Source organism: Sphingobacterium sp. UBA6320, from assembly GCF_002440335.1.
Lineage (GTDB): Bacteria > Bacteroidota > Bacteroidia > Sphingobacteriales > Sphingobacteriaceae > Sphingobacterium.
In genome coordinates this window covers 163,448-180,338 of sequence record NZ_DJTA01000030.1, presented here as the reverse complement: position 1 = coordinate 180,338, position 16,891 = coordinate 163,448, and the positions used below count along the sequence as shown (strand labels likewise).

General features: G+C 38.9%; 14 protein-coding genes and 2 tRNA genes. 10 read left to right on the top strand and 6 right to left on the bottom strand.

The window, feature by feature from the left end; genetic code table 11:
- Nucleotides 1-9 precede the first annotated feature (9 nt).
- Genes B3P23_RS19745 through B3P23_RS19735 form a run of 3 tightly spaced genes read left to right on the top strand, consistent with a single transcriptional unit; the run spans nucleotide 10 to nucleotide 2,740 of the window.
- Nucleotides 10-753, top strand: a complete 744-nt coding sequence (locus B3P23_RS19745; protein WP_281047732.1) for a (Fe-S)-binding protein — start codon at nucleotides 10-12, stop codon at nucleotides 751-753.
- Nucleotides 754-764: 11 nt separating this feature from the next.
- Complete coding sequence (locus B3P23_RS19740; RefSeq protein ID WP_045755807.1) at nucleotides 765-2,150, top strand: lactate utilization protein B; 1,386 nt, start codon at nucleotides 765-767, stop codon at nucleotides 2,148-2,150.
- Nucleotides 2,147-2,740 (top strand): LutC/YkgG family protein, encoded by a 594-nt coding sequence (locus B3P23_RS19735; RefSeq protein ID WP_045755806.1) that lies wholly within the window; start codon nucleotides 2,147-2,149, stop codon nucleotides 2,738-2,740. The genes B3P23_RS19740 and B3P23_RS19735 overlap by 4 nt, the downstream gene beginning before the upstream one ends.
- Before the next feature lie 159 nt (nucleotides 2,741-2,899).
- Here B3P23_RS19735 and B3P23_RS19730 read toward each other — a convergent pair whose 3' ends face one another.
- Nucleotides 2,900-6,082, bottom strand: coding sequence for a S41 family peptidase (locus B3P23_RS19730; RefSeq protein WP_293928948.1), 3,183 nt, complete (start codon nucleotides 6,080-6,082; stop codon nucleotides 2,900-2,902).
- Between the two features lie 260 nt (nucleotides 6,083-6,342).
- On the opposite strand from B3P23_RS19730, the gene B3P23_RS19725 reads away from it, so the two are divergent.
- Complete coding sequence (locus B3P23_RS19725; RefSeq protein ID WP_293928946.1) at nucleotides 6,343-7,518, top strand: MFS transporter; 1,176 nt, start codon at nucleotides 6,343-6,345, stop codon at nucleotides 7,516-7,518.
- 110 nt (nucleotides 7,519-7,628) lie between these two features.
- Here the strand turns inward: B3P23_RS19725 and B3P23_RS19720 are convergent.
- Together B3P23_RS19720 and B3P23_RS19715 are read right to left on the bottom strand one after the other, a co-directional pair.
- Nucleotides 7,629-7,700 (bottom strand) — tRNA-Arg (locus tag B3P23_RS19720).
- A 92-nt stretch (nucleotides 7,701-7,792) separates the two neighbouring features.
- Nucleotides 7,793-7,873 (bottom strand) — tRNA-Tyr (locus B3P23_RS19715).
- Nucleotides 7,874-8,112: 239 nt separating this feature from the next.
- Here B3P23_RS19715 and B3P23_RS19710 point away from each other — a divergent pair.
- From B3P23_RS19710 to B3P23_RS19685, 6 genes are all read left to right on the top strand, one after another.
- Nucleotides 8,113-8,745 carry a peroxiredoxin gene (locus tag B3P23_RS19710; protein ID WP_021189264.1) on the top strand — a complete coding sequence of 211 codons (633 nt, stop codon included), beginning with the start codon at nucleotides 8,113-8,115 and terminating at the stop codon, nucleotides 8,743-8,745.
- A gap of 96 nt (nucleotides 8,746-8,841) precedes the next feature.
- Nucleotides 8,842-9,156, top strand: a complete 315-nt coding sequence (locus B3P23_RS19705; protein ID WP_045753141.1) for a thioredoxin family protein — start codon at nucleotides 8,842-8,844, stop codon at nucleotides 9,154-9,156.
- On the top strand, nucleotides 9,137-9,391 hold the full coding sequence (locus B3P23_RS19700; RefSeq protein WP_045753142.1) for a DUF6952 family protein: 255 nt from the start codon (nucleotides 9,137-9,139) through the stop codon (nucleotides 9,389-9,391). The genes B3P23_RS19705 and B3P23_RS19700 overlap by 20 nt, the downstream gene beginning before the upstream one ends.
- Before the next feature lie 299 nt (nucleotides 9,392-9,690).
- Nucleotides 9,691-12,144, top strand: a complete 2,454-nt coding sequence (locus B3P23_RS19695) for a PIG-L family deacetylase (RefSeq protein ID WP_066852680.1) — start codon at nucleotides 9,691-9,693, stop codon at nucleotides 12,142-12,144.
- Nucleotides 12,145-12,157: 13 nt separating this feature from the next.
- Nucleotides 12,158-12,358: a hypothetical protein gene (locus B3P23_RS19690; protein WP_293928938.1), complete on the top strand. Its 201-nt coding sequence runs from the start codon at nucleotides 12,158-12,160 to the stop codon at nucleotides 12,356-12,358.
- A 105-nt stretch (nucleotides 12,359-12,463) separates the two neighbouring features.
- A complete protein-coding gene (locus B3P23_RS19685) occupies nucleotides 12,464-14,164 on the top strand; it encodes a sodium:solute symporter (protein ID WP_045753144.1) in 1,701 nt (566 codons plus the stop codon).
- Between the two features lies 1 nt (nucleotide 14,165).
- Here the strand turns inward: B3P23_RS19685 and B3P23_RS19680 are convergent, their stop codons facing one another.
- The 3 genes from B3P23_RS19680 to B3P23_RS19670 all read right to left on the bottom strand — a co-directional run bounded on the left by B3P23_RS19680 (nucleotide 14,166) and on the right by B3P23_RS19670 (nucleotide 16,890).
- Entirely contained in the window at nucleotides 14,166-14,960 is a 795-nt protein-coding gene (locus B3P23_RS19680) for an N-acetylmuramoyl-L-alanine amidase (RefSeq protein WP_281047729.1), read from the bottom strand.
- Between the two features lie 80 nt (nucleotides 14,961-15,040).
- Nucleotides 15,041-16,078, bottom strand: coding sequence for a DUF3078 domain-containing protein (locus B3P23_RS19675; protein ID WP_045753145.1), 1,038 nt, complete (start codon nucleotides 16,076-16,078; stop codon nucleotides 15,041-15,043).
- Nucleotides 16,079-16,107: 29 nt separating this feature from the next.
- On the bottom strand, nucleotides 16,108-16,890 hold the full coding sequence (locus B3P23_RS19670) for a hypothetical protein (protein WP_293928934.1): 783 nt from the start codon (nucleotides 16,888-16,890) through the stop codon (nucleotides 16,108-16,110).
- Nucleotide 16,891 lies beyond the last annotated feature (1 nt).

The window sequence follows — 16,891 nt, the reverse complement described above, 5'->3', positions numbered from 1 at the left end:
ATCAACAATATGCGTGTAGGATTATTTATTCCTTGTTATATAGATGCCATCTATCCTGAAGTTGGTATTGCAACATTAGAACTATTGGAACGCCTTGGAGTAGACGTAGTCGTACCTTTAAATCAAACCTGCTGTGGTCAACCTATGGGAAATGAAGGTGATCAAAAAAATGCAGCTTCTTCAGAACAGCTCTTCTGTGATAATTTTGAAAGTTTCGATTACATCGTTGGTCCTGCGGGAAGCTGTGTCAAGCATGTTCGCATGCATTTTGATGCTATTCCACAGACTAAAAAAGTAGAGCATGTGCGTAAAAACACATACGAACTGGTCGAATTTTTGACCGATATCTTGCAAGTCAAGGAATTTCCGTGGGCGACTTATAATCATAAGGTCGCTGTACACAATAGTTGTAGCGCTATACGTGGCCTACATATACAGTCCAGATCGGAATGGCAGGAACCGTATTTCAATAAAACAGAGGAGTTGTTAGGTAAAGTACAAGGGGTAACGATAGAACGGATCACCCGTCCAGACGAATGCTGTGGTTTTGGGGGTACGTTTTGCGTAACAGATGAAGCCGTGAGTGTTAAAATGGGGCAAGATAAAGTCGCTGATTATATGCAACATGAAGTGACTTGTATTGTTTCTCCAGACATGTCTTGCTTGATGCATCAAGAGGGTATAGCCAAGCGCCAAAAGGCACCTTTAAAATTTGTACATATCGCACAAGTATTGAACAACGGTCCTTTTTAATTAGAACGAAGATGAGTAAAGTTAAAGTTGACCAAAATGCGGCAGATTTCATCTACATGGATGACATCCATCAGCCGACTCATGATAAAAACCTTTGGAATGCCCGTATGAAACGGGATACCGCAGCTTCTGGTATTCCCGAATGGGAACAGATGCGTGATCTGGCTTCCCAGATCAAAGAGCATACCTTGACACACTTAGACCACTATGTCCAACAGTTTGTGACCGAAGCTACTAAACGTGGTGTGATCGTTCATTTTGCAAAGGATGACATTGAGCACAATCAAACTGTTTATGATATTCTAAAAAGTCACCATGCGACTAAAATCGTGAAAAGTAAATCCATGTTGCAGGAAGAATGTGAAATGGGTGCTTTTCTAGAGGCTAGGGGGATCGAGTTGATCGAAACGGATCTTGGAGAGCGTATTCAACAACTCTCCGGAGAGATGCCAAGTCACATCGTCATGCCCGCTATCCACAAAACAACTGCAGATGTCGCCGAACTTTTTGCGCGAACGATTGGTACGGATCCCAACGAAGATGATCCACAGCAATTGACTGAAGCAATGCGCAATAATGCACGTCCCAAATTTTTGGAAGCCCACGCTGGGCTAACAGGTGCAAATTTCGCTATTGCCGAAACTGGAGCTTTTGTCGTCTGCACCAATGAGGGTAATGCTGATTTGACGGCGAGCATCCCACCGCTGCATATTGCAAGTATTGGGATCGAAAAAATCCTACCTAAGACGGAAGATCTGGGTTTATTTATCCGACTCTTATCTCGAAGTGCCCTGGGTACTCCCGCGACCCGTTACACCTCTCATTTTATGGGTCCTCGCGAATCGGGTACCGAAATGCATATCGTACTCACGGACAATGGCAGAAGCCGTCGTCTTGGTATGGAAGATTTTTGGCGATCTTTAAAATGTATCCGCTGTGGCGCCTGTATGAATACCTGTCCAGTCTATCGTCGCAGTGGGGGACTTGCCTATGGCGCAACTTATTCAGGACCTATTGGCATTATTATCGACCCGACGTTTGATGAATCCAAATTCAGCGAACTTCCATTCCACTCCTCTTTGTGCGGCTCTTGTTCTGAGGTGTGCCCCGTCCGTATCAATATCGCGGAGCAGATCGGTCTGTGGAGGCAGCGCATGGTCAACATAAATGAATCCTCTAAAACACTTCACTATGCTTTCGGGGCAGTAGAAAAAGTGTTTGCGAATCCAAAATTATTCCGATTGGCAGAGAAAGCTGCTTACTATGGAATGAAACTGACTCCGAATTGGTTATTGTACCATAAAAAGCTAAATGCTTGGGGTAAACATCGCGAATTGCCAGAAATCAAAAAAGAAACTTTTAGGGATTGGTATATTAAAAATAGATTGAAAAAATGAGTTCACTAGAAGAATTATTAGCAGCTATACGGCAGAATCTTCCTGCTCAAAAGGTGGATTATCCAACGATACCAACCTATGAAAAACAAGGTACTAATCTAAAAGATAAATTTATTGTAAATCTGGGACTTTCTGGAGGAGAAAGCTATGAGGTAGGCAGTATCGATGAAGCAAAGGAAATCATGCGCCAAAAACTTCCAGATACACGAGTCACTTGTTCTGCAACTTCGGAGTGGGAGGGAAGCAAATCAATCCAAGCTATTGCCCATCCTAGGGAATTGGAGGACGTAGACTTAGGGATCATTCGAGCTGAGTTTGGTGTCGCAGAAATGGGCATGATATGGTTAACAGAAAATTCGTTGCAAGTAAATTCTTTGGGTTTTCTTTCTCAGCATCTTGCCATTTTACTGGATCCTGATTTAATCACGGAAAATATGCATACCGCCTATCGTAAAATTGATTTTCAGGCTTCCACTTATGGATGTTTTGTCATGGGCCCCTCTGCTACAGCAGATATCGGTGCTTACCTAGTCCGCGGTGCCCAAGGAGCACGCAGCCTGACCGTTTTCTTTTTAAAACAGCAAGCATAGTCATTATTTTATCCGTCAACCTATTCATATCATCATCTTGTTCAATCATCACAAGGTTCATGATGGAATAAACCCTCCACTTACTCGTAAGATCATAAAACAAAAAAGACCAGATTTCACATTCCGAATCTGGTCTTTTTAGGTTTTTAAATGTTATCCTTATTTTAAATCTTTCAATATTTCTTGCACAGCTCTTTCTAACTGCGGGTCTCGATCATTAGATCGATCAGCAATGGTATTATGCACAAAAATATCTGGCGCTACACCTGTGTATTCCAGATCTTTGCCATCTAAAGTATAACAGCCCCAAGCAGGTAGGCGATAATTAGATCCGTCTACCAATCCCTTTGCCGAGGTAAAGATGATCCAGCGATACGTTTCATTTCCGATGATCTTACCCAATTTTAATTCTTTAAATCCAGCTGCAGTCATCTCAGCATCACTTAAAGACTGCTCGTTGATCAACAATACAATGGGTTTTGATGCTGGCGCAAAGTTACTTTGTGGCGCCATTTTACCGCCTCGGTATTGCCATTGCAGGTAAGGTCTTTGCGATAGAAAACGCAAGACTTCATCATGTACATTGCCTCCGGTGTTGTATCGTAAATCTAAAATAATACCTTCTTTATTATTTTCTTGTTCCGCCATATCTATTAAAAAGCGCTGCAATTCCGATCCCCCCATATTTTTCATATGCGAATAAGCGATCCTACTTTTACTCCAGGTATCCACTTTACCACGATTGCTCTTTATCCATTCATCGTAGATAAGATCCTTAAAGGCGGTACTTGTCAAGGGACGGATATTGACCATGATCTCTTTTCCTGCACGCTTAATGGTTAATTGGACTTCTTCTGCCAGTGACGGCCAGGTAAAATAGACATCACGATCGATCTTTGGATCCACCTTATTGCCGTTGACTGCTATGATTTCATCTCCCTCTTTTAGATCTACACCTTTTCGTGAAGCTGGACTATTATCGATAATATGCTCGATCTGATAAGGGTTTTCCTGATTAAACAGAACGCCTATTTCATTGGTCACAAATCCAAATGGCTTGCGCTCTTCTGCTCCCATTGAACTAAATCCGAGATGCGATGAATTTAACTCGCCCAACATATCATTGAGTAAAATCCGTAGATCGCTGCGGTTATTAACCCCTGTCAGATAAGGTTCATACTTCTTTTTCATCACTCCCCAATCGATACCGTGGAAAGTACTATCATAGAAGTTTTCCTCCAATCCAGCCCAAGTCTCATAGAACATTTGCTTAAACTCATTTTCTAGATCACGGTTAAACTTGAAATTGATATTTATTGCATCAAGCTTATTTTGCTCAAGATTATATTTTTGTATAGCACCTTTATTGAGGATAAAATATTTACCATTCGCTTCTGTAAATTGATTAATCCCGCTCTCGATCACCTTCTCTGTTTTGCTCGTTTCAAATGGTTCATAAATCGTTCTGTACAGACTGTATTTCCCTTCGTGGTTGGATGAGAAGAAAACATAATTCTTTTCTCCTTTTTGTATGGCGATCGGATCGGACTGTGTTCCAAAAGCCGGGCTCACTTGTTCGATACGGTCTCGTAAACCTTGCAGATCAATAGTCACCACTACCTTTTTATCACTAGGTGTATGCGTGGCGATTGCTTTTTCATCTTTCTTATCCTTACCTTTTGATTGATCACCAGTCTTTTTGTCCGAAATGGTATCTTTTTTTACTGGCTGACTGAATAATTCGTTGAATTTATTATTTCGATACGGTTCATCAAAATTTTCCAGTGCCATGCGGAAAATACTCGAATTTTGCATTCCTGTAGGGAAAGCTGGTTTTGTACGGTTGCTGGCAAAATAGATATATTTTCCGTCTGGAGACCAAGAAGGAGAGGTTTCTGACACACCCGTATTGGTCAAATTGGTTGTCTGGTTTGACGCGAGCTGATGGACAAATATATCTTGCTCAAAATTGCGGATAGCCGTAAATAAAAGATATTTACCATCTGGGGAGAAGGATGGAGATGAATTTTGGAAAGCCCACAGCTCATCTTTAACAACTGTTTTACTTTTCAGACTCGTCAAGTCCAATACCCTAACCTCGTCCCTTCCGCTTAGGTAGACTGCTTGCGATTTATCCGCATTAAATGTAATCTCTCTATTGTTTCGAAGATCTTGGGTCAATTGTTTGACTTCGCCCGTACCATCCGCACTACGCGTATACCAGTTTAGATATCCTTGATAGGTCTGAGTATAAAGCAATGTTTTATTATCCTTGAGCCACTTTACTTCCATAATGCGCTGTCCTTGACTCGGCATCTGACGGATAAACTTACCTTCGCTGTCCGAAACAAAAAGTTCACCTCTAGACACAAAAGCCATTTTCTTTCCATCCATCGCAACATCAAAATAGCTGATATTGCTATTGACATTAAATTCTTTGCTTTTGCCAAGCACCTGATTTCTACTTAATGCAATATTGGGCTGTGTCACTTTCTTTGATGCCACATCATAGAGAAACAGCTGATACCCTTTTTCAAAGGCTATCGTTTTTCCATTGGCAGCCACAGCAGGTCTTTTAATAGACTCTTTAAATGAAGTCAATGCTGTTGGCTTATCATTGATGAGCTGGTAAAGGTTATATTCTGCATTTCCCTGATCGGAAACAAAATAGATCTTTCCATGCTGATCTACAGTAGGCCAAAAGTCTTTGCCGTTATAATCGGTATATTGCTTAAATGCTTTTGTCTTGGGATTATATGATTTTATGTCGGGATTGAATGCTCCTTTATATCGCTTCCGGTTTGCAGAACTGTAACCCTCCCAACTGTCATTGAACAACAGTTCCCCTGAAGGTGTCTCCACGACTTGACTGATATAATTGAAATAATGTGGAAATAAGCGTTTTGCCGTACCGCCTGTGGCGGCAACTTGATAGCTACTCATTCGGTTGTAACGGGTAGAAGTAAAATAGAGCGTTTTGCTGTCCCAGCTCCAGCTGTCTATTTCATCTGCCCCTTCATGAGAGGTGAGTTGACGGATATCACCACCTGCTAATGGCATGACATAGACGTCCATATTTCCATTCTGATTCGCAGAAAAGGCAAGCTGTTTTCCATCAGGTGATATCCGCGGATTAATTTCGTTGCCTTCCATGCCGGTGAGCCTGACAGCCACTCCGCCCTCACTTTCGACCTTCCATAGATCGCCTTCAAAACTAAAAACAAGGATTTTTCCATCAGGACTTAAGGTCGGATGCGACAAAAAAGTCGGCTGCTGCTGCGCGAATGTAAGCACAGCTTCACAAAGGGTAAGACAAGTACCCAACAAAAATTTTTTGATCATACTTTTATAGGTGGTTAATGGATGATATGACTCTATAAAGTTACTTAAGAACTTGTTAAAAACCAATAAATAATCCATCGACTGATTGCACTAATTGTACCCTTTACTAAAACTGTTTTAAAAACAAAGTGTTGTATCAAAAACTGACCGTCGGTACTGCTTGCTGTAAATTAAATCGGGTCTTATTTTGAAAGAAGAAATAGACCTGTACCTAAATTTTAATTTCTTACATGTAACTTTGGTCACTCATAACATCAACAATGGACTCAACCCTAACCTACTCTGAAGAAGAGCTTTATCAAAAACGCAATCGCATTCGGATTGCCGTATCTCTATTTTATTTTTGCCAAGGACTAGCATTTGCCTCTTGGGCAAGTCGTATTCCAATTATCAAAGAGCGCTTAGATCTTACTGAAGGCCAATTGGGAACCATATTATTGATGCTACCGGTGGGACAATTGGTGACGATGGCACTGTCAGGAAAATTAGTGATCACATATGGCAGTGCCAAGGTATTACGGATTGTAGCCATTATCTATGCTTTAGTACTTTGCTTGGTAGGATTTGCACGAAATGCCTGGGAATTGGGAGCGGTTTTATTCTTATTTGGGGTGGTTGGCAACATGTGCAATATCGCGGTAAATACGCAAGGTGTGGCGGCTGAAAAAATATTTAAGAAATCAATCATGTCTTCTTTTCACGGCGCATGGAGCATTGCTGGATTTACAGGTGCACTCATTGGCCTGCTCACCATGAATATTGCTGTCGATACCATACCCCATTTTATGATTATTTTTATATTAATAGTCATCAATACGACGATCAATTACCGATACCTGGTACCGGGAAAAGCGGTTCAAACTAAAAAGACTTCTTTTTTCTCGAAACCAGAAAGTAGCTTAGTGCAATTGGGCATCATTGGATTTTTTAGCATGGCAACAGAAGGCGCCATGTTTGATTGGAGTGGTGTCTATTTTAAGGAGATCGTTCATGCTCCCGAGCAGTTTATTATCGTGGGTTATGCTTCCTTCATGGTGATGATGGCATTAGGTCGATTTATTGGCGACGCTGTTATTAGTCGGCTTGGACGAAAACGCACCTTGCAAATTAGTGGTATCCTCATGTTTACCGGTATGATGACCTCCGTGATTTTTCCGGACTTCTATATTTCAACACTTGCCTTTATGATGGTCGGTATTGGTGTTGCCTGCAATGTACCAACGGTATATAGTGTCGCTGGACAAAACAAACATGTCCCTTCGGGTGTTGCATTAGCCATGGTATCGAGCATCAGCTTTTTGGGCTTCCTAATGGGACCGCCTCTGATTGGATATATTGCAGAGCTGACAAGTTTACGCTATTCTTATGGTGTATTTTCTTTATTCGGCATTATGATGTTTGTGATGGCCAGTAAATTAAAGGTATTTAAAGGCTAAGCAATTTATATCTATTGATTATGAGCGCGATCAAAGATTAGAGATGGGTCTCCTCATCGTATAAAATAATAAATGTGAGGTCATTGAGCGATCTCACATTTATTATTTTGTAGCCCCAAGCAGAATCGAACTGCTATCTAATGTTTAGGAAACATCCATTCTATCCGTTGAACTACAGGGCCGACAAATCGTATGCAAATATTTCAAATATATTGCTTAATCCCAAACTTATTTTGTAAAATATTGATGAAAATAGAGGAGAGAAAAAATACTGTGGGGGGAGAAGGATTCGAACCTTCGAAACCGAAGTAACGGATTTACAGTCCGTCCCATTTGACCGCTCTGGAACCCCCCCAGTATAATTTGTTGACTTATAAAGTATTAAGATTTATTGAATCTCAATTTCCTTATGGAACGCTACAAAGGTAGAATTTTGTCTGATATATGCAAAATTTATTTATAAAAAATATATCGACAAAATTGATTGTACCCTCAATGTAAAAATAGATTTTAACGATAGCTCATTGATAAAATCGATTCTTTATTAACCAATTTTGAGGTATCTTTGTAGCAACAAAAAAAGAAAGATATATTATGAGTTTCACAGGTAAAAGTTTTCCAAGCATCACTGTAGATGCAATCGATTATTTAGGCGATAATTTACAAATTAACGTTTTCGAAAAAGCAGTTCAAGAAGGTAAAAAAGTAGTATTGTTTTGGTACCCAAAAGATTTCACTTTTGTTTGCCCAACAGAATTACATGCTTTCCAAGAAGCTTTACCAGAATTTGAAAAACGTAATACAATCGTTATCGGTGCATCTTGTGACACAAACGAAGTTCACTTCGCTTGGTTAAATACAGCTAAAGATAACGGTGGTATCGAAGGTGTAACATACCCAATTTTAGCAGATACTACACGTAACTTATCTTCAGTATTAGGTATTTTAGATATTAAAGAAGTAGAGCACCCAGAGTACGGTACATTGGTAGAAGGTTCTGCAGTTTCTTACAGAGCGACTTACTTAATCGATGAAACAGGTCGCGTATTCCACGAATCTGTAAACGATATGCCATTAGGTCGTAACGTGAAAGAATATTTACGTTTGATCGATGCTTATGCACACGTTCAAAATTTCGGTGAAGTATGTCCTGCAAACTGGGAAGAAGGAAAAGAAGCTATGCATGCGACTCGTGACGGTGTAGCTAGCTATTTAGCTGGTAACTAAACCATAATAAAGACGACATTGCAGTCTTTTGACAAAGGGGATAATCCCATTTCCCCTTTGTTTATTCATCTTTCTCAATAAATAAACAACAAAATCATGGTACAAGAATTAGAAAACGATAATTTACAAGAAATTGTAGAAAATAATGATATTGTAATGGTTCAATATGCAGCTACTTGGTGTGGTAACTGTAAAATAATGAAACCAAAATTCAAGAAATTGGCAACAGAAAATGAAAATGTAACTTTTGTTATCGCTGATGCTGAAAAATTTCCTGAATCTAGAAAACTAGCGAATGTCAGCAATTTGCCAACTTTTGCAGCTTTTAAAAACGGTAAATTAGTAAATCAAGTACAGACAAATAAATTTGACGCCTTAATCGACTTATTCAATGAAGCTTCCAGTAATTAAACATATCACCGAGTTTATCGAACAAAACGACGTTGATTATGTCTTAGAAACAATCGAAACCTTGGAATCTTTAGTTGAAGCTCCTTTAAAAGACGAGGAACTTGATGTGATCGGCGAATTGATCTCCAATCTTTATGGTGCTGTTGAAGTCGACAAATTAATGAAAGAAGGAAACAGTAAAAAAGATGCCATGAACATGTTTATGAAACGTGTATTGGGTTCTATCGATAAATAAATTATAGTTTTAATGCACTTTAGCAATACTTGTTTTAACAATTAAAGAACTCATTTTTAGTAGGAAAATGTTTATAAGCTGTATGTTGTGGAAAACTTGTTCTAAATTAATGCTAAACTGCAATAAAGATTATACTATCTTTAGCGGTAATAAAGGTTACCACTTAAAGAATTGACTATCCTCAAAAACAAACTTTTAAAAGGGTAGATTTTAAGAAAATATTTTAATTGTTAGAAACGGAAATTCTCCCCACAGAATTTCCGTTTTTTATTTAACCACAATATATTTACCTTTAATCTATGCTAAAATCAATTCTATTTACCAACGTTCTTCTTTTCTTGGGACTTTTTCAACATGCTCATGCTCAAAAGGCAGCAACAAATTGGAATAGTGCTACGATCAAATCAAAATTAGAAAAATTGAATGTTCTGGGCTCTGTCTTATACTTTGCAGCTCATCCTGATGATGAAAACACGAAATTAATCGCTTGGCTAGCGCAAGAAAAACACTATAAAACAGGCTATCTTTCACTGACTCGAGGAGATGGTGGTCAAAACTTAATTGGCACAGAACAGGGCATCGAACTCGGTTTGATCAGAACACAAGAGCTTTTAGCGGCAAGAAAAATCGATCATGGTGAGCAGTTCTTTACCTCAGCATTTGATTTTGGATTTTCCAAAACATCGGAAGAAACTTTTAATTTTTGGGATAAAGATCAGGTGCTTAGGGAAGCCGTATGGATCATTCGAAAATTCAGACCTGATGTGATTATCACCCGTTTTCCACCAGATGCAAGGGGCGGACACGGCCATCATCAAGCATCAGCAATACTTGCACACGAAGCCTTTCTAGCTGCTGCAGATCCAACTCGTTTTCCCGAACAACTTACGCAAGTAAAACCATGGCAAGCAGCACGATTACTTTGGAATACCTACAATTTTGGCAATCAGAATACGATAAACGAAAATCAACTGCAGGTAGAAATCGGGCAATACAATCCCTTAATTGGAAAATCTTATGGTGAAATTGCTGCGGATAGCAGATCATCGCATAAAAGTCAAGGATTTGGTAGTGCTGCTCAAGTAGGAAAATCGAAAGAATATTTTGAGTTTATTGCTGGAAAACCCGCTAAAATAGACATCTTCGAAGGAATCGATCAATCTTGGTCTAGAATAGGTAAAGGCAAAATCATAAGTGACAAAATCAAAGCTATAAATGCGTCTTATCAACTCCGCGCTCCTGAAAAGTCCCTACCGCAATTATTTGAAGTATTGAATCTGATCCAGACGATCGATGATCCGTATTGGAAAGTAGAAAAAACAAATGAAATCAAAGATTTGATACTTGCATGCGCCGGAATACGAATTGAGAGCTTAGCAGACCGAGCACATTTTGCTGTTGGAGACCAGATCAAGGTAAACAATCAACTTATTGTAAGAGCAGATATTGCCTCTGTGCAACTGAAAAAAATAAATGAACAAGCTATCAATCAAAAGCTGGAAAATAATTCTCTAACGAGCTTTTCTGGCACCTTTGACGCATCTTCAACGACCCAGCCGTATTGGCTCAACGAACCGGTTCTAATCGGTCGATTCCAATTTTCAGACTTTAATAAAACTGGAGAACCAGAAAATCCAGATTACCCATCTGTGAGTTATGAATTGCTTATCAATGGAAATTCGCTAACTTATAAAAAGCCTATTCAGTACAAATTTACAGATCCTGTGAGGGGAGAAATCTACGATCCAATTGTAATTGCTCCTGCTGTCACCGCATCGACAAATCAAACGGTGGTACTCAGTCAAAACAGCACTCCACAGAAGCTCACACTGACTTTTGATAATGAAAGCAATACTAAAAACATAACGAAAACAGTTTCTTCAGTCATCAATAAGAACTGGAAAATAACACCAGAGGTGTTTACATTAGAATTTTCGGACAATCTTCAACACATCAGCAAAGAATTCACGATTCAAGCTCAAACAAAAGAGACGCGATTGGATACGCTATCCTTCCGTTTTGATACGGATGAAAAGGTTAAGATAGATCGTCAGATCCATTACGATCATATCCCAACCATTAACTGGTTTCCAGATCTGGCCGTGAAGGTCAGCAATCTGCAGTTACAAGTGCCGATTAAAAAGGTTGGTTATCTGATCGGAGCAGGAGATTTGATACCAGAATCGCTCAAAGCAATTGGCATATCGGTGGATATATTGTCTGAATCCCAGATTTTACAGCAAAACTTACAGCAGTATGATGCGATTATTGTCGGTATCAGAGCTTTTAATGTATTGAAAACCATGGATCAGATAAGCCCAAAACTAAACGAATATGTCAAAAATGGGGGTACTGTCTTGGAGCAATATAATGTAAACAATAAATTATTGTCCAGTCAATTTGGCCCTTACCCTTTCCGGATCGGTAATAGTAGGGTAACAGAAGAACTTGCGGTGGTCCATTTTGATGCACAAAACCCGATTTTCAATTATCCAAATAAAATCACGGCATCTGATTTTGACAATTGGATCCAGGAAAGGGGATTATACTTTGCTGAAGACATCGATAGTCGGTACCAGACACCGATCCAGATACAAGATAAAAATGAACCTCTTCATCATGGATCACTCTTGATTGCTAACTATGGAAGTGGTAGATTTGTCTATACATCATTGTCATTTTTCAGACAATTGCCCGCTGGAGTTCCCGGAGCTTACAGATTATTTGTAAATTTGTTATCAAAATCAAAATAAAATAGACATTACAATGGAAAATCAAATTGAAAACAGCGCATGTGCACCTAATCCAAAAGGATTAATCGTATTAATCGGTGTCATATTTGGAGCTTTAATTTCATTCACTGCAAACGAGACATTTTTAAGTATCATAGGAGGAGCTGTTGTTGGTTTAGTAATTGCAGTTTTCTTCAATAGCTACCTTTACGCTCAAAAGCCACATGACAGATAGGGAACAGACTCCCTTAACACAAAAATGGAAGCGCTTTTATATTTTAGTTGCGTGTAGCCTACTTGTGGTCATACTATTCCTTTATCTATTCACGAATTATTTTTCATGAGTACGATCGATTGGATAGTCCTTATTCTGACACTTTTGCTCATCGTACTGTATGGTATGTACAAAAGTAGAGGAATCAAAAATATTGACGGATACCTACTCGGCAATCAATCTTTGCCCTGGTATCATGTCGGGCTTTCGGTGATGGCGACTCAAGCAAGTGCCATCACCTTTCTTTCTGCCCCTGGTCTGGCATATAGTTCGGGTATGAGTTTCGTACAGTTCTATTTTGGCCTTCCTTTGGCCATGATTGTACTGTGTATCACTTTTGTCCCCATCTTTCATAAGCTGCGAGTATATACTGCCTATGAGTTTTTGGAAAAACGATTTGACATTCGAACTCGTGGATTGACCGCATTCTTATTCTTGATACAACGCGGTATATCAACAGGTATCAGCATTTTTGCTCCAGCACTGATCATCGCCAGCATCTTACATATTAACCTTCCGATCACGACCTTGTTAATAGGAACTGTGGTGGTTATCTATACGACATATGGAGGTACTAAAGCTGTTTCGCACACGCAATTGATCCAGATGAGTATTATATTTGGGGCATTACTTGTCGCCGGAATACTGGTGGTCAAACTATTACCATCCGATATCGGACTCTATAAGGCGCTCCACATCGCAGGAAAATCCGGAAAAACAAATGCAATAGACTTCACATTTGATCTGAATAATCAATATACCGTATGGACAGGTATTATCGGTGGTTTTTTCTTGCAGCTATCTTATTTTGGTACAGACCAAAGTCAAGTAGGCCGTTATTTGACGGGATCTTCGATTAAAGAAAGCAGACTAGGCCTACTCATGAATGGTTTATTGAAAATTCCGATGCAATTTTGTATTCTACTTATAGGAGTGCTCGTTTTTGTTTATTATCAATACCATACGCCACCTATATTTTTCAATCAAGCCGAGATCGATAAATTAAAACAGAGTGAATATAACAGCTCCTATCAGGATCTGGAAAAGCAACAGATCTTGCTGAGCAATGAGAAACGTACAACCATCGATCGGTTAACAAAAGCGATCGACCTCGATGACCAATCAACCATTGATGAAAGCCGTGCAGCACTAAAGCATTCAAATGAACAGCTCAATGATATTCGAACAGAAGTCATTGGATTAATCAAGAAAAATAACCCCTCAGCGGAAACAAACGACAACAACTACATCTTCTTGTCCTTTGTCAACAACACGTTCCCTAAGGGCTTAATTGGCTTGCTGATCGCGGTCATCTTTCTTGCATCCATGGGTTCGACAGCTAGCGCCATCAACTCCTTAGCTTCTACAAGTACTGTGGATATCTATAAACGATTTATCAATAAACAATCGACTACTGAACAGGATCTTTTTTGGTCCCGCATGTTCACCCTATTTTGGGGTATCTTTTCAATTGCTGTTGCTCTTTACGCAAGTAAACTGGGCAATCTCCTCGAGGCAGTGAACATATTAGGATCCTTATTTTATGGGACCATACTTGGTATCTTTATCGTAGCATTTTACATGAAAAAGATAGGAGGGAAGGCCGTATTTTACGCCGCAATACTGTCGGAAGTCATTATTTTTATAATCTGGAAGATGGATGTCATAGCCTTTTTGTGGCTCAATGTGATCGGCTGCCTTGCCGTTATGATTCTGGCTTACCTAATGAAAAAGTTAGATCGAAAAAAAAGCCATTCCGTAGAATAGCTTAATATTTTAAATATAAATTGTATAAGATACTTTTATCGTACACCGTCAGTTCAGGACTCACATCATTGATCACAAATTTTCTCTTAAAGGCTATTATTGCCGCTTTTAAATTGGATGTATCATAACCAATAATTTTCAGTGCATCGATTGGATTGAAGGTCTCAGGAGCAGTGACGAGTTCAGCGGGATTATACCAGATGCCAAATCCTCGATCTGCTAATTTTTTCCATGGAAAAAATACACTGGGATCATTTTTACGAGCTGGAGCAATATCTGCATGACCAATAAAATTGGCTGTTGGAATTCCGTAATTTGTTTTTAATGTATCTAAAACGACCAAAAGAGCTGCTATCTGTGCTTCGGGAAATGCTTCTCTGCCATTGTTGTCCAATTCTATTCCAATCGAGATCGAATTCATATCAGTGATCGTACCCCACTTCGATAGGCCGGCATGCCATCCCCTGACATAATCATTGAGCATCTGGACAATGACACCATCGCGCCCTATCACATAATGGGAGCTGACCTTAGTATGCTCAACTTGAAAAGTCCTAATGGTCTGATCCAGGCTATTTTGTGCAGTATGATGAATAATAACGTAGTTAGGTTTACGTATATCATAATGGATAGCGGTCTCTTGTCTCATACCTGCATGCGACCCCATTTTTCCTAAGGTCCATACTTTATGCTCGCCCATACTCAGCTTAGGAACCGTATCATGTACGATCACCGTCTTGATGACTGTATCGATCTTGACAGGTATGACCTGCTCTGCAGGTCCTTTTTTGACCACACTCGATTTGCTCTTACACCCCGTTAGGAATAAAAAGCAATAGAATAAAGCATACCAGCAAAAGTATTTCCTTGCCAACATTATCTCGGTAACTTATAAACTAATCCTAAAGCTAATGACTCACTTAACTGAACTCGTGAAATAACATCTGAATCGTAAACCATAATTCCATTTAAGTTTACATTGATCGCTCTAGAAACTTTAGCTGTAACCGTTACATCCAAACGATGTGAAGGATCATTTAATTTTTTATAATTCGCAAATAAATTATAACGTGCTTTCACATTCAATTTATCCGTAAAATTTTTATCCATATTTCCGGTGATCTGAAAAGCGAGGTCATTTTTAAAGTCTTCCCCTTCTTTAATCCCAAAACGTTCACCCGTTCCTCTTTCAGGTTTTTTCGGGTCAAAATATTCACCAAATTCTCTAAAATAGTCTTCTGCCGATCTAGGCTTAACCCGATTATCTAAGATTAACGTTTGACGTGCCGTACCGGTACCAAAACGAATCGAATAAGAAGCACTCGGTTTATACTCAAGACCCAGAGATTCTGTTATGTATGCAGGTGCCATAAAAGCATTTTCGATATAATCAATCGTATCTCTACCGTTCTCTGTCTTGTATCTAAACCCATCATCAAATTGCGATTCAAATGTCAATGAGGTATACAGAGCCCATTTCGGAGACAATTTATAGGACAGTTTATTATCCCAAAAAATACGGTCATTATTTTTCTTTGCAATTTGACTCTTATTTTTAATTTTTCCGTAACGCAAATCGATCTCGGTTACAAAGTTGAAATTATCTCTGGTATAGTCCGACTTATGGTTAGCAATTAAGCCTACCGCTGTTGATCCGACACCACCACCTTTCCAATTATCATTGAATGCTGCTTGATTGATATTGACTCCAAAACTGGTCCAATGTTTCCAATAATCAACTTCTAATTCTAACTTAGGAACAATAGGTCTTATATTCTTTAAGGAGACATTTTCTTGTTTATTCTCCGAAATAACTGAATCTGGCTTTACTCTAAGGTCTTTCAAAACCTGAGCTCGAACTGTACTGCACGATACACCAAGAATTAATAAGGCAAATAAGGATTGTAACTTCATATCAAGCGACTCTTTTTCTTTTCTTAATTTTAAGGTACTAAAATAGGATTTATTGTTGGTAATGGCTCAATAAAATATCGAGAAGGATTTTTTTGATACTTTTGATAGCAATCTTTGATATAATTTGTCAGTTCATATTGCGTGCAACTGATGATAAAAAAGTAGCTCGGTTTAAAAATTCTTCTAAATTTATCAAGTTCATCACCAGTAAGCCCTGTCGTACGGCTTACCAATTGCGTTGAAAATTTATACTCGATCACATTGTCTTTATAATCATTTTCAATCAATTTCTTTAATCTTTTCGCATTCTTAGCTTCTCTACTAAAAAGACTATAAATGGAATTGATACTTAAGCCCGCTCCATTTTGTCCCACAGAGAACAAATCTCCTGATTCGGACAATCTGAAGGCTTTCTCATAATCGGTTTTTGCTTTCTTCAATATTTCATCTGGATCTTTTTTTGCTACTACAGAAACTTCGTCAATATATATCGATTCCCGTTTCAGATGAAATAAGATAACGGGAGACATACTGACCACTACAGTATCTGGGAAGTATTCGCGTGAAGTGGCGATCAAAGCATCACCTTTCTCTGCTAAAATAGAAAATTCACCTTTCGTATTATTATAAACCTCTTCGTTGGTCCTGACATTGCGAATCGTTACTTTGGAAATTCTTTGTTTCGTGTGGAAATCGGAAACAATACCTTCAATTTTCTTTTGCGCAATAGCTGTTGGTACTATCGCAAAAAAAAGAAGGAGTATAACGATATTTTGTAGATTCTTCACTCCTGTAAAACTACGTTTTAGCATC

What these genes read in the sequence shown, in the direction of transcription:
- B3P23_RS19745 (WP_281047732.1), top strand. Translation starts at nt 10, where the DNA reads ATGCGTGTAGGATTATTTATTCCTTGTTATATAGATGCCATCTATCCT.
- B3P23_RS19740 (WP_045755807.1), top strand. Translation starts at nt 765, where the DNA reads ATGAGTAAAGTTAAAGTTGACCAAAATGCGGCAGATTTCATCTACATG.
- B3P23_RS19735 (WP_045755806.1), top strand. Translation starts at nt 2,147, where the DNA reads ATGAGTTCACTAGAAGAATTATTAGCAGCTATACGGCAGAATCTTCCT.
- B3P23_RS19730 (WP_293928948.1), bottom strand. Translation starts at nt 6,082, where the DNA reads ATGATCAAAAAATTTTTGTTGGGTACTTGTCTTACCCTTTGTGAAGCT.
- B3P23_RS19725 (WP_293928946.1), top strand. Translation starts at nt 6,343, where the DNA reads ATGGACTCAACCCTAACCTACTCTGAAGAAGAGCTTTATCAAAAACGC.
- B3P23_RS19710 (WP_021189264.1), top strand. Translation starts at nt 8,113, where the DNA reads ATGAGTTTCACAGGTAAAAGTTTTCCAAGCATCACTGTAGATGCAATC.
- B3P23_RS19705 (WP_045753141.1), top strand. Translation starts at nt 8,842, where the DNA reads ATGGTACAAGAATTAGAAAACGATAATTTACAAGAAATTGTAGAAAAT.
- B3P23_RS19700 (WP_045753142.1), top strand. Translation starts at nt 9,137, where the DNA reads ATGAAGCTTCCAGTAATTAAACATATCACCGAGTTTATCGAACAAAAC.
- B3P23_RS19695 (WP_066852680.1), top strand. Translation starts at nt 9,691, where the DNA reads ATGCTAAAATCAATTCTATTTACCAACGTTCTTCTTTTCTTGGGACTT.
- B3P23_RS19690 (WP_293928938.1), top strand. Translation starts at nt 12,158, where the DNA reads ATGGAAAATCAAATTGAAAACAGCGCATGTGCACCTAATCCAAAAGGA.
- B3P23_RS19685 (WP_045753144.1), top strand. Translation starts at nt 12,464, where the DNA reads ATGAGTACGATCGATTGGATAGTCCTTATTCTGACACTTTTGCTCATC.
- B3P23_RS19675 (WP_045753145.1), bottom strand. Translation starts at nt 16,078, where the DNA reads ATGAAGTTACAATCCTTATTTGCCTTATTAATTCTTGGTGTATCGTGC.
- B3P23_RS19670 (WP_293928934.1), bottom strand. Translation starts at nt 16,890, where the DNA reads ATGCTAAAACGTAGTTTTACAGGAGTGAAGAATCTACAAAATATCGTT.